The sequence below is a fragment of the Alteromonas sp. LOR genome (assembly GCF_000753865.1).
Taxonomy (GTDB): domain Bacteria; phylum Pseudomonadota; class Gammaproteobacteria; order Enterobacterales; family Alteromonadaceae; genus Alteromonas.
This window is the reverse complement of the sequence record NZ_JQFW01000056.1, coordinates 109238-132165: the sequence shown is the minus strand read 5'-3', so window position 1 is coordinate 132165 and position 22928 is coordinate 109238. Positions and strand designations below refer to the sequence as shown.

The following is a 22928-nucleotide window of genomic DNA, read 5'->3' as shown; positions in this document are numbered from 1 at the left end:
CCACTAATAACAGTAACTTTAACAGTGAGAGAAATATGTCAGAGAGTCGTTTCACATCCAAAGAAGGCCAAAAAGTACCAAGCGTAACGTTTCAGTGTAGAGAAGGTGAGTCGTGGGTAGCGAAAACGACGGAAGACATTTTTGCTAAAAAGAACGTTGTAGTGTTTTCTTTACCGGGGGCTTTCACGCCAACGTGCTCATCTACACACCTACCTCGTTTTAACGCCCTTGCGAAAAAATTCGCCAAGCACGGTATCGACGACATTGTGTGCATGTCAGTGAATGACACCTTTGTAATGAATGCGTGGTCTGCCGACCAAGAGGCAGAAAACATTACCGTGATACCAGATGGAAACGGTGAGTTTACCGATGGAATGGGCATGCTAGTGGACAAAGCAGACTTAGGTTTTGGTAAACGCAGCTGGCGCTATTCTATGCTAGTGAAAGACGGTGTGGTAGATAAAATGTTTATCGAGCCAGATGTGCCAGGCGACCCATTTGAAGTATCAGATGCTGATACTATGTTGTCCTATATTGCACCTGAAGAAGTCGCCAATGCACCGGTTGCACTAATCACCAAGCCAGGCTGCCCTTTCTGTGCGAAAGCTAAAGCACTTCTTACAGAAAAAGGGTACGAGTACGAAGAGCTAGTGCTAGGGAAAGATGCTACGTTAACCAGCCTTTCAGCCATTAGCGGAAGAGAAACAGTACCTCAAGTGTTTATCGGTGGTAAGCACATTGGTGGTTCTGATGACTTAGAAGCCTACTTCAGCTAAAGAGGTTGTTGTAAGCTAAAGCTAATGTGAACAACAATTAGCGGGGCCGTGATACCATGGCCCCGCTTTTTTATTGTCATTTATTAACCGCTTTTTTTTGAGTTTTTCCGTGGAGATTTAAGGTGTCGTCAAAATTAGGTTTTAAACTACTTTCTGCACTCATATTGTCGTTGATGTCGATGTTAACTGTGGCTAATGAAGCCAATGAGCGGTTTAAAGGATTTTACGAGAACGAGTGGGGACAGACACAAACGTGCCGCGAGACGGCGTTAAATAAGTTTGGCGTTTGCAGCAATGTTTTGCGAAATGAAGGAAATGCGCCTTTTATTTTGCATAACAAAAATAGCGACAAGGTTGCAGTGCTCGTACATGGTTTAAGCGACTCTCCCTTTTTCATGCGTGCAATAGCACAGGTATTGTTTGATGAAGGCTTTTCAGTTGTAGTGCCGCTGCTACCGGGGCACGGCTTACGAGAAGCCGATGACGATATGTCGGATTGGAGCCTTGCAGAGCGCTGGCAAGCCCATGTGGACGATGTCATTTCATTAGCGGGCACCATGGGAGACACCCTCGTAGTCGGCGGATTTTCCACAGGTGGGGCGTTAGCCGTTGATAACTACCTTACCAAAGAAAACAATATTGATGGACTCATGCTGTTTTCGGGGGCGTTAGCGTTGTCTGATAACGCAGAAGGCATGTCTCGAATTTGGGGCATAAAACTGCTTGCCAAAATTGTTGATGGCACTTATGAAACTCATGGTCCCAACCCTTATAAGTATCCTAATGTGGCTGGTTTTGCTGGTTTGGAACTAATGGATATCATTAATGATATTCGCGACGTGATGGATGCTTCCAACGACGCTGAAGATAGCTTTGATGAGAACAGTTCTGATAAAAGCAGCTCTGGCGGACAGAAGCACATAGACATTCCTGTATTTGCTGCCCACTCTCAGGCGGATTCAACAACGCCTATTTACGGGGTTGAAAACCTGATAGCGCAAAGTAAAGGTATCAACACCTTTTTCGTGATTGATGAATCTTACAAGCTTTGCCATGCCGACTTAGTCGTTAACGCTGCGCTGCTTGCCAAAATGGACTTTAATGCAAATATGGTCAATCAACAGGAAGAATGTGCTATTCCAAAAGCAAACCCATTGTTCCCTACCATGAAACTGATGTTAGTTGATTACCTCGCTAACTTTAAGTAAGGCAGGTTTAAGCAAGGCAGGTTTAAGCGAGGCAGGTTTAAGTAAAAGATACTTGGTTTAACCGTTAGGTTAAACGTCAGTGGTACCCGTCAGTGAGGCATAAGCCAGTGAAGCATAAGTAACGAAGTAGTTTTAAACTGAGGAGTGGATTGCGAGCTGACGACACTATGATTCACTAAACAGTAACAATAGATAGCAACAATAGACAGTAGCAATAAACAGCAAGCAAAAGACAAAAAAAGGGGCGTTTTCTTTATAAAAAACGCCCCTTTTTTTCAATATTTTAGATTACATAAGACTCGGTGAGCAACAGTTACAGCCGTTTTGATAAACGTGTTTTAGTGTGTTTCTGCGTAGTCTTCTACTTGTTGCCACACACGTAGTAAATTGCCACTTAATATCTTCTCAATATCGGCTCGGCTGTAGTCTCTGTCTAACAAGCCTTGCACTAAGTTTGGAAAGCTCGCAACATCCTTAAGGCCTATTGGTAATGAGTCGCCAACGCCGTCATAGTCTGAGCCAATCCCTACGTGGTCAACGCCAATTAACTTAACCACGTGATCAATATGATCCAACACTTCGTCAAGGGTAGAGTATGGATAAGGCACTTCTTTGCGATACTGTGCTTCAAAATCTTCGAGCTTAGGACTGTCTTCGCCTTCAGCTTTTATCAGCGCTTTTCGCGCATTAGTGAGTCCAGTGCGCCATTGACCCGCTTCTTTAGAAACAAAGCTTGAGCCAAAGTTAATCATGATCACGCCACCATTGTCGCCCAGCTTTTTAATCATGTCATCGTTCATGTTGCGCTCAAACCCTGGGGTAAAACGGCGCAGCGAAGAGTGTGATGCAATGACAGGAACGTGAGTAAGTTCAATCACCTGATAGAAGGCATCATCAGACACATGAGAAATATCCAGCATAATGCCAATGTTGTTCATTTCGCTAACCAACTGCTTTCCAAACGGGCTTAATCCTTTCCACTGTCGACGCAGGTCATAGGATGAATCTGAAATATGATTAGACTGGCTATGTGCAAGGGTTATATAGCGAATGCCGCGCTCGTGAAAGTCTTTCAGGTTATCTAAGTTACCCTGAATAGGTGAGCCATTTTCCATTCCAAGCGGAAGTGAAATAATGCCTTTTTTAAAATGTGCTTTTACGTCGCTTGGGCTTTTGGCAATGGCAAACTTATCGGGCGCTCTCGCCACAATGGCCTCTACAGAATCGATAAGCAGATGTGCCAGTTGGGTTGATTCGGGCGAGTTATCCAAACTGGCTGGAACATAAATACTCATAAAGGGAGCGTTTAATCCTCCTTTTACCGCCCGAGGGTAGTCAAAGTCACCATCGTCGGTGGCTTTAGTCACATCAACCCACTGATTTTTAACCCGATAGGGAACATCAATATGGCCATCGACAATAATGGTTTCCTTGGCAATGCTCACCGCTTTATCTGAAGCACTGTATGATTTAGAAGCCGCAGGGCCATTGTCCTGTGCCTGGCCTTGAGACAATGGTACAAAAGCGAATGCGCCAGCAGACAATACGCTGGCGGTAAAAAATGTGGTGATAGCCAGTGCACACTTACTTTTTAAAAAGTGTGTTGTTGGTAGACGCCCCTTCATTATTTTATTCCTTATTTGTTATTTTCATTACTCGTGGGTCATTAGGTGTAGATAAAAGCCCTTGTGTTAGAGCTTTTAAACCAGAGCTTAGTCGATACTATGAGCCTAATGCATATTTTGGTGGGCTACAACGACTGCTTTTCTATCGTTTATTATCGCATTTTCTAAACGGGTTATTAGAGCCTATTTACTACCTTCCTTTCGACTATTAGGCCTATTGAGCTAGGTTTTTACCTCAATTGCTCATTTTTAAAGCGGTCGGGCGTATTTACCTCAAGTTTACATTGCAATAAAAATTTAAAACTTGTTATTGTGAGGCCTGCGTGACTTCATTGCGCGAATACGGGATACTTCATGGCGCTATTTTATGGCGCTATTTTCGGGAGAATCCCTGGGCGTGTTGACCTTTGCTGTACATCAGAGGTCAACACGCCCTAGCGCTCGTCCGATGGGTGATGACGACATATCACCTGAACGGCAAAACTACATTTTTTGTGGCTCCGCACTTATCAAAACAAAAGCAGGGGCCACCGTTAACAAGTATGAGAAATAAATATGGCTATTAATTTTGTACCGCTAGATAAAGAAAAGCATAAAGACCTGAAGGTTGCGGTAAATTCATCTTTCAGCTTCGCAAAAAATACTCACCTTGCTGCGGCAACAATTCGTGAGTTTGCACAACTTGCGGCAACTATGCCTCTAGTGTTCATCGAAGATCCAACATCAAAGCGTCACCACGTAGTCACTATGCTAGGTATGGAACAAGGTCAAAACTTGTTTTTAACTGGCGACACGTGGAAAGGCCCTCATGTTCCAATGAACATTCTTCGTTATCCGTTTGACGTTCGTCCTGACGGCGACAAATTAGGTGTATACATCGATGAGAACAGCGACCTAGTGTCAACGGGTGAAGGTCAAGCACTGTTCACTGATGCTGGCGAGCCAAGCGAGTTCCTAGACGGTCGTCAGAAGTTCTTAGCAGACCTTGCTAACAGCGAAATGCTAACACAGCGTTTTGTTGCTAAAGTGGTTGAGCTAGACCTTCTTGATCAAATCCAAATTCGCCTAACTTACCAAGACGGTAAACAACGCAATGTAACTGGCATGATGAGCATCAATGAGAAAAAGTTACTTGAGCTTCCTGAAGAGCAAGTACTTGAGCTACATAAAGCGGGCTTCTTAGGTGCAATCTACGCGGTAATGATGTCAGTGGGTCAATTAAACCGTTTGGTTGAGCTTTCTAACGAGACAGAAAACCCAATTCGCAACATGCAGCTTTCAGCCGTTCAGCCTGAAGAGCAACAAGCAAGCGAATAATAGATTTAACCGTAGTCTATACGGCCTAGCGTATTTCAAAGCCCCGCTTTTTGCGGGGCTTTTTGTATCTCACGCAAATTAACCCGTTAGCCACACTATTTACTGCAGTTCATCGATTAATTTTTCTAGGCTTAATTTCTTTTCCCATTATTTTTCTCTTTTTTACATGCCTAATCATACACTTCCTCTAAGTACTGTATATACACACAGTCTAAAGCCAGTAAATACGCGGGCTTGGCGTTGTTTTTATACTTGACAGTGGGGATCAATGATACCTAAACTGTCACCTAGTGGGTAAATGTGGCGAAATGTGGATCAAATCATCATCACTTTGCAGATTAGTACTCAAAAAGTAAGAAAAATAAAAGCAAATAACAAAAGGCTAGGGGAATGTTCCGCGGCGCTAACGCAATTAATCTGGATACAAAAGGCAGACTAGCTATACCTACGCGGTATCGTCAGTCGCTGCTGGATGATTGTGAGGGACAACTTGTCTGCACTGTCGATACACAGCAAAGCTGTTTGCTACTTTACCCACTTCCCGAATGGGAAGAAATCGAGCTCAAACTCATTAAGCTCTCTAGTATGGTTCCAGCCGAGCGCAGAATGCAGCGCTTGCTATTAGGCCATGCTTCAGAGGGGGAAATGGATAAAAGCGGTCGAATTCTTATACCTACACCTTTGCGTGCTCACGCAAAGCTATCCAAAGAAGTCATGTTAGTTGGTCAGTTAAACAAATTTGAAATTTGGGATGCCGATGTTTGGGCTCAACAAATTGAGGTTGATATAGACACCGAACGCAAAGGCGAATTTGAACTTACCGAACGGCTACAGGATTTCTCTTTATGACATCGCAAAACACGTCATCAACAGGCGAATTTAAACATATTTCCGTATTGCTTGATGAATGTATCGAGGCGTTATCTATTAAGCCAGATGGCATTTATATTGACGCGACCTTTGGACGTGGAGGCCATTCTGCGCACATTTTGGCGGCGTTAGGTAGTGGCGGGAGACTTATTGCGTTTGATCGCGACCCACAAGCTATCAAGGCAGCTGAACGCTTTGCCGAGGACGAACGCTTCAGTATTATCCACGCGCCCTTCGGCAATATGGCCGAAGAAATAGAAGCCCTAGGTTTGACGGGGAAAATTGATGGCGTATTAATGGACTTAGGTGTGTCATCACCTCAGCTTGACGATGCTGAACGGGGTTTCAGCTTTCTTCGCGATGGCCCTCTTGATATGCGTATGGATACCTCTAAAGGCCAAAGCGCTGCTGATTGGTTGGCGCACGCAGAAGAGCAAGATATCACGCAAGTTATAAAAGAGTTCGGTGAAGAGAAGTTCGGCAAGCGAATAGCCCATGCGATTGTGAATACTCGCAAGGAAACGCCTATTACTCGTACAGCCCAATTAGCAAAAATTATCGATGAAGCCGTGCCGGTGAAAGATAAATATAAGCACCCGGCCACAAGAGCTTTCCAGGGCATTCGAATTTATATCAACGCTGAGCTTGAGCAGCTTCGTGTTGGGTTAAAAGCAGCCACTCAGGTGTTGGCGAAAGAAGGTCGATTAGCGGTTATCTCTTTTCACTCGTTAGAAGACAGATTGGTTAAACGGTTTATTAAAGATCAGAGTAAAGGGAAGTCGGTTCCTCACAACATGCCCATTACTCAAGCCGAAATTGATGCCGACAAAGTGCTAAAAGCGCTTAGTCGAGCTATCAAGCCATCTGAGCAAGAAGTCATAAATAACGTGCGCTCTCGTAGCTCAGTATTGCGGGTGGCCGAAAAGCTATGACAACGCCGAATAAAGCCAGTACTAATTTTAACTTAATACTGATTATCGTCTCAGATTTGACCCGCAACAAGTTGCGGGTTTTGTTGTATTTGATGGTTATTACAAGTGCTATGGCCGTGATTTTGAGTAGTCACCACAATAGACAGCAAGTTATTGCATTAGAGGACTTAATGCAGGAGAAAGACGAGCTTGACGTTGAGTGGCGAAATCTCGTGCTTGAGCAACGCGCTTTAACCGAGCACAACCGCATCGAAACCTTAGTTGAAAAGCAGCTTGGTATGTATCGTCCTACTGCCGATGATGAAGTGGTGGTCAGACTTAAATGAGCACGGTATCGACTACTCGGTCGCGCAAGAAGACAGGCGCAAAACAAAACGTAACGCCAAGTTTCATGCACTGGCGATTCCTCGTTGTGCTTGTGGTTATTACCTCTGTGTTTGGGGTACTTGCAGCCCGCGCCGCGTTTATTCAAGTGATAGAGCCCGATGAGCTTATTCAACAGGGTGACAGCCGCACACTGCGTACACGCAATATGCCCACCTACCGCGGTATTATTACTGACAGGAACGGCGTTGAATTAGCGGTCAGCGTACCGGTAAGAGCGATTTATGCCGATCCAAAAGTAATCCATGAAAACAACGGTTTTGATGAAGTGCGCCGCTGGGATGCACTGGCAGACGTTTTACGTCAGGACGTAATTGAGCTGAAAGAGAAGGTAGCAAACCCTAAACGTCGATTTGTGTATCTGCAGCGCCAGGTATCGCCAGCTATGGCCGAATACGTGGACAAACTTGATATTCCCGGTATTTATCTCAGAAGAGAAAGTCGCCGTTATTACCCAACCGGTGAAGTATCAGCACAGCTTATTGGCATCACCGATGTTGATGATACGGGTGTTGAAGGTCTTGAACACATGTTCGATGAGTGGCTAACGGGCACGCCTGGCTCTCGAAAAATCCGTCGCGATGCAAAAGGACGGCAGGTAGAAATTCTTGAGACCAAAGCAGGCGAAAAAGCCGGTAATCTTCAGCTTGCTATAGACCAGCGTATCCAGGCTCTAGCATATAAAGAAATTAAAGAAGCCATGATTTATTATCAGTCCAGCTCTGCATCAGCCATGGTGGTTGACGTAAAAACGGGCGATGTATTGGCCATGGTAAACGCACCGTCATTTAATCCTAATGACAGAAGTGATATTGCGCCGCACAGAATGCGTAACCGCGTAATTACTGATGCCTTTGAGCCAGGCTCTGCATTAAAACCATTAGCGGTGCTTACGGCACTTGAGTTTGGCGAAGTAGAACCTAACGATACTATTGATACTAGTCCTGGTTGGATGCGACTTGGCGGCAGTTTAGTCAAAGACTCTCGCAATTACGGTGAACTATCGCTTGAAGAAATTATTCAACACTCAAGCAACATGGGAACGTCTAAATTAGGGCTTTCTGTGCCTAAAAACTTCTTATTAGACACCTACTACAACCTTGGCTTAATGAGCGACACTGGGCTTAATATGTCTGGGGAAAGCAGCGGTATTTTCCACGAAAGAAGCCGATGGTCTAAATTTGAATTAGCCACGCTGTCTTTTGGCTACGGTATTTCGGTAACCACTGCTCAGTTAGCACGGCTTTACGCTACTATCGCCAATGGTGGAATTAAAATGCCACTTAATATGGTGAAGTCGCCAGAGCAGCCTGCATGGCAAGGGCAGGCCGAGCGCGTGATTAGCGAAGAAAATGCAAAAGCCATTGTTCAAATGATGGAGAGCGTTACCCAGCGTGGCGGTACAGCAACTAAGGCCGCTGTACCTGGCTACCGTGTTGCGGGCAAAACGGGCACAAGTCGAAAAGCAGTAGCGGGTGGTTATGGCGAAGAGTATGTGAATATTTTTGCAGGCATAGCCCCTGTTTCCGATCCGCGATTAGTCACAGTTGTGCTTATTAATGAGCCTGGTGGCGATTTGTACCACGCAGGCGACACCGCTGCCCCTGTATTTTCATCCATTATGGGTGGGGCACTTCACATATTAAATATTACCCCCGATGACAAGCAGGTTACGTTCAGTCGATTTTTGAAGGGAGGTGAAAGTGGTAGCTAGCGCCTTCACTCAAAGCGTTCGGGCCTTACTAGCAAAGTTTGGCGTAGATGCCCCTGATATCCGCGTAGAAGGACTCACCCTTGATAGCCGTGAAGTTAGCACGCGCTCAGCGTTTGTTGCCATAAAAGGTCATGAAAGGGACGGTCGTGAATTTATTCCCCAAGCCATCAGCTTAGGTGCCCGAGTGATTCTGGCGCAAACTGACGACAGTGATGACCATGGCGCTATGGAGATGCGCGACCATAGCGTTATCATTTCGCTTTATCAGTTGCCCAATTTGCTATCCACATTAGCAGGCGCATTTTACGATTATCCTGCACAAAAAATGACATCGGTTGCGGTAACGGGTACGAACGGAAAAACATCGACAGTTCAATTGCTTACGCAACTTAAAGACGCGCTAGGTACACGCAGTGCCAGTATTGGAACCTTAGGTAGCAGTGTGTTTGAAGGTGCTGATACTCAGTGGCAGACGACGTCGGCGGCAAATACCACGCCCGATGCCATTCGCATGCAGTACTTGTTGGCAGAGTTTGTGCAAAGCGATGTGAAGCACGTTGCGTTTGAGGCGAGTTCTCATGCTCTGGTTCAGGGGCGTCTGAGTCATGTTAAAACCGATATTGCGGTGTTGACCAACTTAACCCGGGATCATCTTGATTATCATGGCTCTATGGAAGAGTACGCAAAGGCTAAACGTTTGTTGCTAGAACAACCGGGGCTTGCGGCAATTGTATTAAATGCAAACGATGAAGAAAGTAATCGTTGGGACCATGCGGCAGAACAACACATTACTCGTGTGTGGACTGGTGTAACTAGTAACGAAGTTTCAGTCAGTACGTATGAAAACCAAGGCTCCGCTTTAACTACGAGTGCAAAGAGCCCCGCTAGCAAATATTGTTTTGCGCTAAATGCCGAGTACCACGAAGCCGGCTGTCGTTTTGACATTCAAAGCTCTTGGGGGAATGCCGCGATAGCGCTTCCGCTATTTGGTGCATTTAATGTTGCCAATGTGCTTAGTGCCATTGCGACTTTATTGCAGCAGGGAGAGCGTTTTAATGAGGTGGTCAGCGCCGTCAACGCCATTACACCCGTTGAAGGGCGTATGGAAGTATTTCCCTTTCAAGCTCACGCCAATGTGGTTGTGGATTACGCTCACACTCCTGATGCCCTTGAAAAAGTGCTTGCCAGCGCTAAGGCGCATACACAAGGAAATGTGTGGTGCGTATTTGGCTGCGGTGGAGACAGAGACAAAGGAAAGCGTCCTTTGATGGGGCGCGCGGCAGAAACGGGTGCAGACAGCATAGTGATTACTACCGACAACAGTCGAAGTGAAGCACCTGAGGACATTGCAAAAGACATTGTTGAAGGGGTGCACAACCCAGACATTGCGGTGTCAATCCCCGATAGAGAGAAGGCAATTCGTTACTGTTTAGCGCACAGCGCAGCGGGCGACATTATCATCGTGGCGGGTAAAGGCCACGAAAATTACCAAATTATTGGTGATACGAAAACAAATTACGATGAACGTGCAGTAGTGGCGCGACTACAACAGGAATACAGCAAATGATAATTACAACGCTGTCTTGGGTAGCCGAGAAAATAAACGGTACATTAATAGGAAATGATTGCGACGTTTCAAACGTTAGCACAGACACCCGGATAATTAGCGAAGGGGCTATCTATCTTGCGCTTAAGGGCCCTAATTTTAATGGCCACGACTTTGTTAACCAAGCACAACGTGCAGGTGCAAAAGCGATAATCGCTAGCGAAGATATTACGACATCCTTACCCGTTATTCAGGTTTCAGACACAAAAGTAGCCTTAGGGTTATTAGGGGCGGCAGTAAAAGCTTCTGTGGCTCCAAAAACTATCGCCATAACAGGCAGCAGTGGCAAAACCACAGTAAAAGAAATGTGCGCATCCATATTGCAAGGTTGCGGAAGTGTGTTGGCCACAAAGGGCAATTTCAACAATGATATTGGCGTCCCGCTTACCTTACTTCGCCTTGAACCTCATCATGACTTTGCAGTCATGGAGCTTGGTGCAAACCACAAAGGTGAAATTGCCTATACCACTGAACTAGTAAAGCCTGATGTCGCCACCATTGTTAATGCCGCTGCATCACACCTTGAGGGATTTGGTAGCGTAGATGGTGTGGCACGAGCAAAAAGCGAAATATTCGATGGCTTAGGCAACAATGGCGTTGCCATAGTGAACATTGACAGTGAATTTGGTGATTTTTGGTTGGACAAAGTGAGCGGTAAGCAAACCCTGACGTTTTCACCTGATCAAAAAAACGCAGCAGACTTCACTGCCACAGATATTGAAATAAAAGACAGCGGCTGTGCGTCTTTTACGCTTAATACACCAAAGGGTCACATAGCTATTGCGCTAACTATTCCCGGCATTCACAACGTAGGCAATGCACTACTTGCAGCAGCTCTTACGCTGAATGTTGGAGCTACCCTTGCTGATGTAAGCGCAGGGCTAAGTGCAATGAATCAAGTAGATGGCCGACTTAACGTAAAGCGGCTTAACAAGCAGCTAAGAGTGCTTGATGATACTTACAACGCCAATGTTGCCTCGGTGAAAGCCGCTATTAACACCTTGGGCGAATTTTCTGGCGCTAAGGTATTCATTTTAGGGGATATGGCGGAGCTTGGTGATGAGTCAGATTATTACCATCAGCACGTCGGCGAGTATGCAAAGCAGCAGGGTATAAATTACCTTTACACCATGGGTGCCCTAAGTCATTTAGCGAGTGAATCATTCGGGGGGCGTCACTTCGACAACCTTGACAGTTTACTCGCCTCGCTACAAGACGACGTAGTGACAGCACACCAAGATATTTCAATTTTGGTAAAAGGATCCCGTAGTTCAAAAATGGAGCGAGTCGTTAAGGCTATTGAAGCCTCTTCATTCGGACAGTGCGATAGTAATGAGGAGCAAAGTAAATGTTAATGTGGCTGGCCGATTGGCTAACTCAATTCGATTCAGGGTTTAACGTATTTTCGTACCTCACGTTACGGGCTATTTTAAGTACGTTAACTGCGCTTCTGATTGCTATTCTTATCGGTCCTAAAATGATTCGCTATTTGCAAAACATGCAAATAGGCCAAACGGTGCGCGACGATGGCCCGCAAAGTCACTTGTCGAAGTCTGGAACGCCTACAATGGGCGGCCTACTCATACTCGCGGCAATTGTAATAAGCGGTTTGCTGTGGGCTGATTTATCAAATCGATACGTGCTTGTGACGCTTACCGTGGTCGTGGCTTATGGCATCATTGGCTTTGTTGACGACTACAGAAAAGTAATACGCAAAGACTCAAAAGGTCTTATTGCCAGGTGGAAGTATTTTTGGCAATCAGTGATTGCGTTGGGTGTTGCGTTTTATCTTTACAGTAGCGCTACGCTAAGTGCAGAAACATCTCTACTAGTGCCCTTCTTCAAAGAAGTATTCCCGCAGTTAGGGATATTTTTCATCATTATTACTTACTTCGCTATTGTGGGGACGAGTAACGCAGTCAACTTAACCGATGGCCTTGATGGCTTGGCCATTGTGCCAACCATTTTAGTTGCCGGTGCGTTTGCCGTTTTTGCCTATGTGACAGGGAACGCGAACTTCGCGGCCTACCTTAATATTCCACACATCCCCCTTACCAGTGAACTGGTGATTGTCTGCACCGCTATGGTGGGCGCAGGACTTGGCTTTTTGTGGTTTAACACCTATCCAGCTCAAGTATTCATGGGCGATGTAGGCTCGTTAGCCCTAGGTGGCACACTTGGCGTGCTAGCGGTATTAGTAAGGCAAGAGCTGGTACTTATCATTATGGGCGGTGTGTTTGTGATAGAGACGCTGTCGGTGATCTTACAAGTGGGCTCTTACAAACTGCGCGGGCAACGTATTTTTAGAATGGCACCCATCCATCATCACTATGAATTGAAGGGTTGGCCTGAACCCAGAGTTATTGTTCGGTTCTGGATCATATCCATTATTTTAGTGCTAGTAGGTCTAGCAACGCTGAAGTTGAGATAAGTCGATAATGACGTATAACGTACGCGAGCACAGCTATGTAGTAGGAGGCCTTGGAATAACAGGTCAGGCTTGCGTGCGCTTCTTACTTCAACAAGGCGCTAGTGTAAAAGCGTTCGATACACGACCTACAGCTTCATCGATAATGGCTTCAATGCCAGAAGCCATTCAAGCAAGCATGAAGGGCAAAATAGAAACAGCACCTTTGTCAGCCGCTTTTTTCGATAATGTGGATACGCTAGTACTCAGTCCTGGCTTATCGCCGGATATAGAGCAAGTTAAGCTAGCGAAGCAATGTGGCGTTGAAGTTATTGGTGATATAGAGCTTTTTGCTCGACTGAACACCAAACCCGTTGTCGGCATTACCGGTTCAAATGGCAAGACCACAGTGACCTTACTGACTACGCACTTGCTTAACTCACTTGGCGTTAAAGCGATTGCTGCTGGCAATGTAGGGCTTCCTGCTTTAGATACGTTGGATTCTGATGCAGATGTTATTGTGCTTGAGCTTTCTAGCTTTCAGCTTGAAACCACATCAAGCCTGTCGCTCTGTGCTGCGACGATCCTCAACCTGTCAGACGACCACCTCGACCGCCACGGCTCGTTTGAACATTACGCTCTTGCAAAACATCGTATTTTTGATAATGCATCGCAGGCCATCGTATGGCGCGATGGTCATCATGTCGCACCTCACTCGTCATCTGTTTCACAGCTGCAATATGGGTTAGGGGAAGCGCTGCATGGTTTTGGTGTTAGCGATTCTACCGAGAAACCGCAACTAACCTTTAACGGTAAACCTCTTTGCAGCCTCAGTAGCATCCACCTTGCAGGCACGCATAATGTGCTTAACGTAATGGCATCGCTAGGTCTCTGCTATGCGTTAAATAAGAGCCACGCATTGAACAAGAGCCATGCGTTAAATAAGAGCCATGCACTAGAGATAAGTCTAGAGGCAGCGGCAACGCATATCGGCAGCTTTACCAGTGCTCCACACCGCTGTGTTGAAATCGCAAACAATGGCGTGCGCTTTATAGATGACTCAAAAGCCACAAACGTAGGAGCCACCATTGCCGCCCTTGAAGGGTTAGCGCCTGTTACACAAGGTAAGCTCATCCTTATTGCTGGTGGAGATGCAAAAGGCGGCGATATAAATGCGCTGTCTCCCTATTTGAATCAGTTTGTCTCACACGTATTTGCCATCGGTAAAGATGCAGCTTTGTTCACCACTGCTTTTGCCAACACCGTAATAAGCAGCAATTTAAACGATGCAGTGAAAAGTGCGTGCAAGGTGGCAAGCAATGGCGATGTGGTTTTGCTGTCTCCGGCCTGCGCTAGCATTGATATGTTTAACAACTATATGCACCGTGGCGATGTATTTAAGCAGGCCGTTGAAGAGGTATTAGCAGCATGATGTTAACCTCTACCAAACTCAGCGCGCTATTTGCAGCCAAGCATGATAAACCGCAGCAGCCAAAGTACCCTTACGATGCTACCTTGGTGCTGATTGCGCTAGCGCTAATGAGCATAGGCGTCATTATTGTTACCTCGGCATCAATGCCCGTGGCCGACCGATTACACGGTAATCCTTTTCACTTTGCTATTCGCCACGGCATTTATATCGTCGGCGCCATCTTAGCGGCTATTGCTGTATTGCAGCTGCCCATGCAGTTTTGGCGTGTGACCAACCCTTACCTTCTTTTTGCCGCAATAGGCTTATTGCTAGCGGTACTGCTTATTGGTCGAACCGTAAACGGCAGTACCCGGTGGTTAGCACTTGGGCCCATTACCATTCAAGCAGCCGAACCGGCAAAGTTATTTTTCTTTGCCTACCTTGCTGGGTATTTAGTTCGTCGTTATGAAGAAGTTACCGAGAATTTAAAAGGGTTTATCAAGCCCCTCGGCGTGTTCTTCTTACTTGCGCTACTACTGCTACTGCAGCCAGATTTAGGCACAGTTGTAGTGATGTTTGCCACCACAATAGGGCTGTTGTTTTTAGCTGGCGCAAGGTTGTGGCAGTTCTTCGCTTTAGTGTTTGTTGGGCTTATGGCTGTGGTTGCGCTTATCGTATTTGAAGAATACCGCCTTAAGCGCGTGACATCGTTCTTAGATCCGTGGGCCGACCCTTTCGGCGCTGGATATCAGCTAACCCAATCGCTAATGGCCTACGGTAGAGGTAACTGGTTTGGTCAAGGGCTAGGGAATAGTTTACAGAAGTTAGAGTTTTTGCCTGAAGCCCATACCGATTTCGTGATGGCAATATTAGCTGAAGAGCTGGGCTTTGTAGGCGTTCTTGCTGTGTTAGGTCTTATTTTGTGGATGGTGATTAAAGCACTGCATATTGGCAATCACGCATTGGAGAGAGGACGGGCGTTCGACGGTTTCCTATCTTACAGTATCGGCATTTGGTTTAGTTTTCAAACGGCGGTAAATATTGGCGCTAGCGCAGGTATTTTACCCACAAAAGGGCTTACGCTACCGCTTGTCAGCTACGGTGGCTCTTCCCTTATTATCATGTCGATTGCGGTTGCCATTTTATTGCGAATAGACTTTGAGCTTCGCGTAGATGGCGTACAGGCATTAAATCGCGGGGAAAAGAGAAAGACTAAGGCTTCTACATCAAATGCTGCAGGCTCAAATGCCCCAAGCTCAGATAAAAGCGCTGGGGCGAATACTTCTTCACAGGCTGCATCTAACTCTTCTAGTGCTAAAGCAAAACCGGAAGACGAAGGAAAGGCCGGTATCAAAGCTATACTCGCACGGGTAGCCGAGGAGGCCGATAATGACTAAACGTTGTCTTATTATGGCCGGCGGCACTGGCGGGCATGTATTCCCTGGACTCGCAGTAGCCAACGCGCTTCGCACAGAAGGGTGGGACATTCATTGGCTTGGTACTGCAGAGCGTATGGAAGCGAGCGTGGTGCCAAAGCACGATATTCCTATTCACTTTATTCCGGTAAAGGGTTTACGTGGCAAAGGTATGTCAGCGCGTATTCAAGGTGGCATCGCACTACTGAAAAGTTTGCTATCGGCAAGGCGTATTATCAAGCGTATACATCCTGATATTGTCGTCGGTTTTGGCGGTTACGCGAGTGGACCTGGTGGCATAGCCGCTAAGACTCTTGGCATTCCGGTGATTATTCACGAGCAAAATGCGGCTGCCGGAATGACGAACAAACTATTGAGCAAAGTGGCGCATCGCGTTTTACTTGGGTTTGAGGATGCGAAAGCGCAATTTGCCAACGTGGCCAGCAAAGTGCACGTTGTTGGCAACCCAGTAAGAGACGATATTTGGGAAGTCTCTCGTAAGTCTCACTTACAGAGCGTTTACCAAAACGAATCCCAAACTGTTAATAGCTCGGCCAATATTTTAGAAAATAGCTCAGAAAAAAGCCCGGAGAATAGCTTAGAGAAAAGCGCCTCATCCCTCAATATGCTGGTTGTTGGCGGCAGTCTAGGAGCACAAGTGCTCAACGAAGTAGTGCCGCAAGTGTGCAGCGCATTAAAAGGGTTATCCATTCGCCATCAATGCGGCAAAGATAACGCCTCGTCTGTAAAACAGACCTACGATAATTTAGGCGCTAATACAGTAGATGTAATAGTGAGTGATTTTATTGACGATATGGCAGACGCGTACGAATGGGCCGATTTTATTGTATGCAGAGCGGGCGCGCTTACCGTTAGCGAAGTTGCGGCGGCGGGAAGAGCGGCGATTTTTGTACCGCTGCCTCATGCGGTGGACGATCATCAAACTAAAAATGCACAGTCGCTGGTTAAGCACAGCGCTGGCGTCATGATTGTGCAATCGGTATTAAAAGAGAATTTAGGGCAAACCGTTCGTCACTGGATACAGCATCCAGAGGACTGTTTGAAAATGGGCGAGCTTGCACGTAAATGTGCAAGCCCCCACGCCACACACCAAGTAGTAAGCCACATTAAGTCAGTGGTAGGAGTAGGGGACTAATGGTTTTTAAAACCCCATTTGAAAGCCCGCAAATGCGTCGGGTTAATAATATTTTCTTTATCGGTATCGGCGGCGCCGGTATGGGTGGTATTGCAGAAGTTCTTCTTAATGAAGGATATCAAATAGCGGGCTCAGATATTCAAGAGGGCCCAATGACAAAACGCCTAAGCGAGTTAGGTGCTGACGTTAAAATTGGACATCGAGCGGAAAATGTCGATGGCATGGATGTGATCGTCGTCTCTAGTGCGATTAACGAGGAAAATCCTGAAATAATCACCGCAAGAGAAAACCGTATTCCCATTATTCGCCGAGCTGAAATGCTTGCTGAGCTAATGCGTTTTCGCCACGGAATAGCGGTTGCTGGTACTCATGGTAAAACGACCACGACCAGCTTAATTTCGACCATTTTTGCTGAGGCCCACTACGACCCAACCTTCGTGATTGGTGGGTTGTTAAATAGTGCTGGCACCAATGCCCGCTTAGGGAAAAGTCGTTACCTAATTGCTGAGGCTGATGAAAGCGATGCATCATTTTTGCATCTACAGCCTATGGTCTCTGTAGTGACCAATATCGAAGCCGACCACATGGATACCTATGGCGGCGACTTCTCAAAGGTTAAAGATACCTTTGTGGATTTTCTGTCTAACCTGCCGTTTTACGGTCAGGCCATTGTGTGTGGCGATGATACTAATATTCAAGAAATACGCCCGCGTATAGGCAGAAGCATTGTCACTTATGGCTTTGAGGAGCATAACGACTATCGCGCCAAGAACATTACGCTGTCCTTTGGTAAAGCGAATTTCACTGTACACCGACCTGATGCTGAGCCCCTTGAGATAATGCTCAACTTAACCGGTAATCACAATGTGCTCAATGCGCTCGCCGCCATAGCGGTAGCCTGTGATGAAGGCATTGATGATGAATCGATAGTAAGCGCACTGGCAAGCTTTGGCGGTATAGGGCGTCGATTCGAACAATTAGGCACGTTTAATACCAGTAAAGGTGAAGTGTGTTTAGTCGATGACTACGGCCATCACCCTACCGAAGTAAAGGCGACTATTGCAGCAGCACGAGCCAATTGGCCAGACAATCGCTTAGTGATGGTTTATCAGCCTCACCGCTACACGCGAACTCGAGATTTGTACGAAGACTTTGTTGAGGTGCTATCAAGTGTTGATGCACTGCTGTTGCTTGACGTGTATGCCGCTAGCGAGCAGCCCATTGAAGGGGCAGATAGCAAGTCATTGTGTCGCTCTATTCGACAACGAGGCCAAATAGAGCCTGTGTATGTGGGCGATAAAGAGGCGTTGCCCACAATATTGGCGAACATATTACAAGACGGCGATATTGTTATGACGCAGGGCGCAGGCAATATCGGTCAAATTTCAAAACGATTAGCGGCTTGTGAATTAGAGCCAGCGAAGCTTGCTAGCGAAGGAGGTGACCATGCTTAAGCCAATGGTGACTTCTCATACACCAGAGCAATACGGCAAAGTTGCAGTGTTACTTGGTGGTGATTCTGCCGAGCGTGAGGTATCGCTTAATTCGGGTAACACGGTGTTAAACGCCCTGTTACGACAAGGGGTTGATGCCTTTGCTTTTGACCCTGCCGAGCGCCCGCTTACCGATTTAATTGACTTAAAAGTCGATCGCGCGCTTATTATGCTGCACGGTCGCGGCGGTGAAGATGGCTCTATGCAAGGGGCACTTCAGCTGCTCAAAATTCCCTATACTGGCAGTCGAGTTTTAGGCTCTGCACTGGCAATGGACAAAATCCACACTAAGCAGGTGTGGCAAAGTCTTGGCTTACCTACAGCGAAATATGAAATTGCTGACAAAAGGCGCTTTGATGCTGGTAAGTGCAGCGCTATAATAGAAAAGTTGGGAAATGAGGTCATGGTAAAACCGGCTCAAGAAGGGTCGAGTATTGGCATGGCAAAGGTGACAAGCGCTGAACAACTAGAAACGGCTGTTCAAGATGCCTTTCAATATGACAGTCAAGTATTGCTAGAGCAGTATATCGACGGCCCTGAGTTTACTGTTTCTGTTGTTCAGGGGCAGGCTTTACCGTCAATCCGTATGTCTACGCCTCACACGTTCTACGACTATGCTGCGAAATATCAGGATAATACAACCGAATACTTTTGCCCAAGCGGCTTATCAGAAGCGCAAGAAGAGCAGCTGGCATCACTAGCATCTCGCGCTTTTGACGCTATTTCAGGAAGCGGCTGGGGAAGAGTAGACGTGATGCAGGACAACCAGCGCCAGTTTTATTTGCTAGAAGCGAATACGGTGCCCGGGATGACTGAAAAAAGCTTAGTGCCAAAGGCAGCAAAAGTGGCAGGGCTGAGCTTCGATGAGTTGGTGTTAAGCATTTTATCAACGAGCTTCGATAGCGTTGCTAGCAATGCGAATGACAAAAGCCGCGCGAATGACTAAAGCCGCTGAAGAGTCGGGCGCAGGTTCAAAAGCTAAAGCGCCGAAAAACAATAGGCGCACAATGTGGGCCGGCTTACTCTTTTTGCTGTTGGTGATATCTGGTGTGGTGTTTGGCGGTATGAAGGCCAACCAATACTTGCATGATGAACAACAAATGCCGGTACAAGTTATCGATTTTTCTGGGGATTACCAGCACATCGATATCACTAAGCTAGAGAGATTGATTAGAAAGGCGCAGCCCGGCAGTTTTTTTGCTTTGGATGTTAATGACGTGTTCGAGTTAGTTGAAGCACAGTCATGGGTATACCGCGCGTCGGTTCGCAAAAAGTGGCCGAACACGCTGAAGATTTACTTGGTTGAGCAGCAAGCCGTTGCAAAGTGGAACGAAGACTTACTGCTTAATCCGTACGGCGACACCTTTAATGATGAAGGCGTTGAGATTGATTTGCCGCGGCTGTATGGTCCCGGTGGTAGTGAGAAAACGGCGCTAGAAGGCTTTAATAGCATGCATGCACTGATAGGCACTACCAATATGGCTATTGATGAACTGTCACTCAGCGAGCGATTTGCTTGGCAGGTACAGCTAGAAAATGGCATTAGATTGAATTTAGGGCGCCAGGATTTTATCGATAGGCTACAGCGCTTTATCGATGTGTATCCACTGTTAGCGCAACAAGAGAAGGCTGTACGTTACGTCGACCTTCGCTATGACACTGGTGTAGCTGTTGGTTGGAATGAAAACGACAACAGCAACACGACAAACAAAGAGAGTTAAGAAAACCATGTCAAAACCTGCGGAACGCAATCTGATTGTAGGACTAGATATCGGCACCAGCCAAGTTAAGGCCGTGGTGGGCGAAGTACTAGATGATGATCAAATCAGTATTGTTGGTGTGGGCACTCATGCATCGAAAGGCATGGATAAAGGTGGCGTTAACGATCTGAATTTAGTGGTAAAATCAGTACAACGTGCTGTTAATGAAATGGAATTAATGGCAGATTGTCGTGTTTCGTCGGTATTTATGTCTATCTCAGGACGTCATGTTAAATGCCAGAACGAAAACGGCATGGTGCCGATTAATAATCAAGAAGTGACACAAGAAGACGTGGACAATGTTATTCACGCGGCGCGCAGTGTGCCAATAGCAGCTGAAAGACGCCTGCTTCACGTGTTGCCACAAGAATTCACTATTGATGTGCAAGAGGGGATTAAAAACCCCATTGGTATGTCAGGGGTGCGTATGGAGGCCGATGCACACATCATTACCTGTGCAGACGATATGGCTAAAAATATGGTGAAATGTGTAGAGCGCTGCGAACTAAACGCAGACCAGCTCATTTTCTCTGCACTGGCCTCAAGTTATGCAGTACTCACTGACGATGAGCGCGAATTAGGCGTGTGTGTGGTTGATATCGGTGGCGGTACCATGGATATGGTTATTTACACTGATGGCGCAATTCGTCACACTGCTGTAATACCTGTTGCTGGCAATCAGATTACGAGCGACATAGCGAAAATATTTAGAACACCTATCAGCAATGCGGAAGAGATTAAAATCAATTACGCGTGTGCATTAAAAGATATGGTGAGTATGGAAGACAGCATTGAAGTACCTAGCGTGGGTGGACGTCCTGCCAGAGTCATGTCTCGTCATACATTAGCGGAGGTCATTGAGCCTCGCTATCAAGAACTTTTTGAACTGGTACATGATGAGATTCGTGCCAGTGGTCTGGAAGAGCAAATTGCTGCGGGCCTTGTGCTTACAGGAGGCACCGCGAAGATGGAAGGTGCTGTTGAATTTGCCGAGGAACTTTTCCAGATGCCTGTTCGCGTGGGCAAACCTATCAATGTGAAAGGCCTAGCCGAATACGTTGATGATGCCGGATTTGCAACTGTAGTGGGTTTACTGCAATACGGCAAAGTACAAACTGATAATAAGAATTCCAGTACGCAGAAATCGAGCGAAAGTTTGTTTCATCGAGTGCAAAGCTGGTTCAAAGGTGAATTTTAATTTTTTAGGGGGCGCTGCAGTAAAGGCATTAAGACTAGCAGGATGCTATTAGTCAACAACGTGACCTAGTGCAGTGTTTTAAAGACGTACAACCGGAGAGTAAGTATGTTCGAATTAATGGATAGTCACGGCGAAGAAGCCGTAATCAAAGTCATCGGTGTAGGCGGTGGCGGCGGTAATGCAGTTGAGCACATGGTGTCTCAAAGCATTGAAGGCGTAGAGTTTATCGCTGTGAATACTGATGCACAGGTACTTCGTAGTTCAAATGCAGATATTACGCTGCAAATTGGCTCAAGTGTCACAAAAGGGTTAGGCGCAGGCGCCGATCCAAATATCGGTAGAGATGCAGCACAAGAAGACAGAGAAACTATTCGTCAAGCGTTAGATGGGGCCGATATGGTTTTCATTACCGCTGGTATGGGTGGCGGTACTGGAACGGGAGCTGCGCCAGAGGTGGCAAAGATAGCCCGTGAAATGGGTATTCTTACAGTGGCCGTGGTAACCAAACCATTTCCATTCGAAGGGAAGAAACGTACCTCTTTTGCTGAGCAAGGTATTGTTGAACTAGCGAACAACGTTGACTCATTAATCACTATCCCTAACGAAAAGCTGTTAAAAGTAATGGGTCCTGGCACGCCGCTTCTTCAAGCATTTAGCGCGGCGAACGATGTATTACGCGGTGCGGTTCAAGGTATCGCAGAGCTGATTACACGCCCTGGTTTGATCAATGTGGATTTCGCCGACGTAAGAACTGTTATGTCTGAAATGGGTAAAGCCATGATGGGCAGCGGTGCAGCAAGCGGTCCAGACCGTGCTGAAGAAGCAGCTGAATCAGCTATTGCGAGTCCACTGCTTGAAGATATCGATTTATCAGGTGCGCGAGGCATTCTTGTTAACATTACAGCGGGCCCAGACTTTGCTATCGACGAGTTTGAAACCGTGGGTAATGCGGTTAAAGCATTTGCATCTGAAAACGCTACTGTTGTTGTTGGTACCGTTATCGATATGGAAATGACGGACGAGCTACGTGTCACTGTTGTTGCCACGGGTATTGGTGCAGAGCGTAAGGCTGATATTTCGTTAGTTAGCACTGAAGGTTCTCGCTTAACTCAGCCTGCTAAAGAGTACGGTAGTAATAGCAATACATCCGAATCACGCTCTTCTGTTGGTGGTACCGAAGGCAACCAAGCATTAAAAGCAGAAGACAGTGCACAGCCTGACAATGATTTGGAATATTTAGATATTCCTGCGTTTTTGCGTAAGCAGGCAGACTAACGCACTGCCTGGCGTTTTCGAAAATTTTTCGAGGCATTTGAAAAAATCTGCGAAAAACGTCAGGAAACTGCGGGGAATCTTTTAGTTTTTCTGTGGTCTGAGTAATGTACTCACAGTGTTAAGGTCATAGTGTTAAGGTCAGAGTGTTAAGGCTAGAGCATTATGGTTAGAGTCCTAAGCTTAGAGTGAAACAAGCACTGGTTGGATAAACTGCGAGCAAGCACGGGGTGCTTTGTAAACTACTTCGCCGCTTGTTGAAGCAAGTTATTCAGTATTTCTGCTCAGGCAAAGCAGTGGGAGAAATTCCACAATTTGTGTGTTTTTTGACATGTGAGTAATAACTCACTATAATTCGCGCCCGCTTTTTTAAAAGGTAAAAGC

19 protein-coding genes are annotated in these 22928 nt (G+C 46.3%); 18 read left to right on the top strand and 1 reads right to left on the bottom strand.

What is annotated here, in order from left to right:
* Positions 1-35 precede the first annotated feature (35 nt).
* The gene (locus tag JV36_RS0116050) at positions 36-776 is read left to right on the top strand and encodes a glutathione peroxidase (protein ID WP_032097451.1); all 741 of its coding nucleotides are present in this window, start codon (positions 36-38) and stop codon (positions 774-776) included.
* A 173-nt stretch (positions 777-949) separates the two neighbouring features.
* Positions 950-1984: an alpha/beta fold hydrolase gene (locus tag JV36_RS0116045; RefSeq protein WP_200883168.1), complete on the top strand. Its 1035-nt coding sequence runs from the start codon at positions 950-952 to the stop codon at positions 1982-1984.
* Between the two features lie 338 nt (positions 1985-2322).
* On the opposite strand, the gene JV36_RS0116040 is transcribed toward JV36_RS0116045, so the two are convergent.
* Complete coding sequence (locus JV36_RS0116040) at positions 2323-3609, bottom strand: dipeptidase (RefSeq protein WP_152561607.1); 1287 nt, start codon at positions 3607-3609, stop codon at positions 2323-2325.
* A gap of 555 nt (positions 3610-4164) precedes the next feature.
* On the opposite strand from JV36_RS0116040, the gene JV36_RS0116030 reads away from it, so the two are divergent.
* The 16 genes from JV36_RS0116030 (at position 4165) to ftsZ (ending at position 22547) form a co-directional block, all read left to right on the top strand.
* Complete coding sequence (locus JV36_RS0116030; RefSeq protein WP_032097454.1) at positions 4165-4926, top strand: SapC family protein; 762 nt, start codon at positions 4165-4167, stop codon at positions 4924-4926.
* A 390-nt stretch (positions 4927-5316) separates the two neighbouring features.
* Positions 5317-5775 (top strand): division/cell wall cluster transcriptional repressor MraZ, encoded by a 459-nt coding sequence (mraZ, locus tag JV36_RS0116025; RefSeq protein ID WP_032097455.1) that lies wholly within the window; start codon positions 5317-5319, stop codon positions 5773-5775.
* A complete protein-coding gene (gene rsmH, locus JV36_RS0116020) occupies positions 5772-6728 on the top strand; it encodes a 16S rRNA (cytosine(1402)-N(4))-methyltransferase RsmH (RefSeq protein WP_032097456.1) in 957 nt (318 codons plus the stop codon). The genes mraZ and rsmH overlap by 4 nt, the downstream gene beginning before the upstream one ends.
* Entirely contained in the window at positions 6725-7054 is a 330-nt protein-coding gene (gene ftsL / locus JV36_RS0116015) for a cell division protein FtsL (RefSeq protein WP_032097457.1), read from the top strand. Before rsmH ends, ftsL begins: the two co-directional genes overlap by 4 nt.
* On the top strand, positions 7051-8826 hold the full coding sequence (locus JV36_RS0116010; RefSeq protein ID WP_032097458.1) for a penicillin-binding transpeptidase domain-containing protein: 1776 nt from the start codon (positions 7051-7053) through the stop codon (positions 8824-8826). The genes ftsL and JV36_RS0116010 overlap by 4 nt, the downstream gene beginning before the upstream one ends.
* Positions 8816-10393 carry a UDP-N-acetylmuramoyl-L-alanyl-D-glutamate--2,6-diaminopimelate ligase gene (locus JV36_RS0116005; RefSeq protein ID WP_032097459.1) on the top strand — a complete coding sequence of 526 codons (1578 nt, stop codon included), beginning with the start codon at positions 8816-8818 and terminating at the stop codon, positions 10391-10393. The genes JV36_RS0116010 and JV36_RS0116005 overlap by 11 nt, the downstream gene beginning before the upstream one ends.
* Positions 10390-11787, top strand: coding sequence for a UDP-N-acetylmuramoyl-tripeptide--D-alanyl-D-alanine ligase (locus JV36_RS0116000; RefSeq protein ID WP_032097460.1), 1398 nt, complete (start codon positions 10390-10392; stop codon positions 11785-11787). Before JV36_RS0116005 ends, JV36_RS0116000 begins: the two co-directional genes overlap by 4 nt.
* On the top strand, positions 11781-12863 hold the full coding sequence (mraY, locus tag JV36_RS0115995) for a phospho-N-acetylmuramoyl-pentapeptide-transferase (protein WP_032097461.1): 1083 nt from the start codon (positions 11781-11783) through the stop codon (positions 12861-12863). Before JV36_RS0116000 ends, mraY begins: the two co-directional genes overlap by 7 nt.
* Positions 12864-12870: 7 nt before the next feature.
* A complete protein-coding gene (murD, locus tag JV36_RS0115990; RefSeq protein ID WP_032097462.1) occupies positions 12871-14271 on the top strand; it encodes a UDP-N-acetylmuramoyl-L-alanine--D-glutamate ligase in 1401 nt (466 codons plus the stop codon).
* Complete coding sequence (ftsW, locus tag JV36_RS0115985) at positions 14268-15647, top strand: cell division protein FtsW (protein WP_032097463.1); 1380 nt, start codon at positions 14268-14270, stop codon at positions 15645-15647. The genes murD and ftsW overlap by 4 nt, the downstream gene beginning before the upstream one ends.
* Complete coding sequence (gene murG, locus JV36_RS0115980; protein ID WP_032097464.1) at positions 15640-16821, top strand: undecaprenyldiphospho-muramoylpentapeptide beta-N-acetylglucosaminyltransferase; 1182 nt, start codon at positions 15640-15642, stop codon at positions 16819-16821. The genes ftsW and murG overlap by 8 nt, the downstream gene beginning before the upstream one ends.
* Positions 16821-18275: a UDP-N-acetylmuramate--L-alanine ligase gene (murC, locus tag JV36_RS0115975; protein WP_032097465.1), complete on the top strand. Its 1455-nt coding sequence runs from the start codon at positions 16821-16823 to the stop codon at positions 18273-18275. Before murG ends, murC begins: the two co-directional genes overlap by 1 nt.
* On the top strand, positions 18268-19260 hold the full coding sequence (locus JV36_RS0115970; RefSeq protein ID WP_032097466.1) for a D-alanine--D-alanine ligase: 993 nt from the start codon (positions 18268-18270) through the stop codon (positions 19258-19260). The genes murC and JV36_RS0115970 overlap by 8 nt, the downstream gene beginning before the upstream one ends.
* A gap of 61 nt (positions 19261-19321) precedes the next feature.
* On the top strand, positions 19322-20035 hold the full coding sequence (locus tag JV36_RS0115965) for a cell division protein FtsQ/DivIB (protein ID WP_032097585.1): 714 nt from the start codon (positions 19322-19324) through the stop codon (positions 20033-20035).
* A gap of 7 nt (positions 20036-20042) precedes the next feature.
* Entirely contained in the window at positions 20043-21272 is a 1230-nt protein-coding gene (gene ftsA / locus JV36_RS0115960; protein ID WP_032097467.1) for a cell division protein FtsA, read from the top strand.
* 105 nt (positions 21273-21377) lie between these two features.
* The gene (gene ftsZ, locus JV36_RS0115955; protein ID WP_032097468.1) at positions 21378-22547 is read left to right on the top strand and encodes a cell division protein FtsZ; all 1170 of its coding nucleotides are present in this window, start codon (positions 21378-21380) and stop codon (positions 22545-22547) included.
* Positions 22548-22928: the final 381 nt, after the last annotated feature.

Excerpts from the sequence above, each read along its gene's own strand:
- JV36_RS0116050 (WP_032097451.1), top strand. The coding sequence starts at position 36 with ATGTCAGAGAGTCGTTTCACATCCAAAGAAGGCCAAAAAGTACCAAGC.
- JV36_RS0116045 (WP_200883168.1), top strand. The coding sequence starts at position 950 with ATGTCGATGTTAACTGTGGCTAATGAAGCCAATGAGCGGTTTAAAGGA.
- JV36_RS0116040 (WP_152561607.1), bottom strand. The coding sequence starts at position 3,609 with ATGAAGGGGCGTCTACCAACAACACACTTTTTAAAAAGTAAGTGTGCA.
- JV36_RS0116030 (WP_032097454.1), top strand. The coding sequence starts at position 4,165 with ATGGCTATTAATTTTGTACCGCTAGATAAAGAAAAGCATAAAGACCTG.
- mraZ (WP_032097455.1), top strand. The coding sequence starts at position 5,317 with ATGTTCCGCGGCGCTAACGCAATTAATCTGGATACAAAAGGCAGACTA.
- rsmH (WP_032097456.1), top strand. The coding sequence starts at position 5,772 with ATGACATCGCAAAACACGTCATCAACAGGCGAATTTAAACATATTTCC.
- ftsL (WP_032097457.1), top strand. The coding sequence starts at position 6,725 with ATGACAACGCCGAATAAAGCCAGTACTAATTTTAACTTAATACTGATT.
- JV36_RS0116010 (WP_032097458.1), top strand. The coding sequence starts at position 7,051 with ATGAGCACGGTATCGACTACTCGGTCGCGCAAGAAGACAGGCGCAAAA.
- JV36_RS0116000 (WP_032097460.1), top strand. The coding sequence starts at position 10,390 with ATGATAATTACAACGCTGTCTTGGGTAGCCGAGAAAATAAACGGTACA.
- mraY (WP_032097461.1), top strand. The coding sequence starts at position 11,781 with ATGTTAATGTGGCTGGCCGATTGGCTAACTCAATTCGATTCAGGGTTT.
- murD (WP_032097462.1), top strand. The coding sequence starts at position 12,871 with ATGACGTATAACGTACGCGAGCACAGCTATGTAGTAGGAGGCCTTGGA.
- ftsW (WP_032097463.1), top strand. The coding sequence starts at position 14,268 with ATGATGTTAACCTCTACCAAACTCAGCGCGCTATTTGCAGCCAAGCAT.
- murG (WP_032097464.1), top strand. The coding sequence starts at position 15,640 with ATGACTAAACGTTGTCTTATTATGGCCGGCGGCACTGGCGGGCATGTA.
- murC (WP_032097465.1), top strand. The coding sequence starts at position 16,821 with ATGGTTTTTAAAACCCCATTTGAAAGCCCGCAAATGCGTCGGGTTAAT.
- JV36_RS0115970 (WP_032097466.1), top strand. The coding sequence starts at position 18,268 with ATGCTTAAGCCAATGGTGACTTCTCATACACCAGAGCAATACGGCAAA.
- JV36_RS0115965 (WP_032097585.1), top strand. The coding sequence starts at position 19,322 with ATGTGGGCCGGCTTACTCTTTTTGCTGTTGGTGATATCTGGTGTGGTG.
- ftsA (WP_032097467.1), top strand. The coding sequence starts at position 20,043 with ATGTCAAAACCTGCGGAACGCAATCTGATTGTAGGACTAGATATCGGC.
- ftsZ (WP_032097468.1), top strand. The coding sequence starts at position 21,378 with ATGTTCGAATTAATGGATAGTCACGGCGAAGAAGCCGTAATCAAAGTC.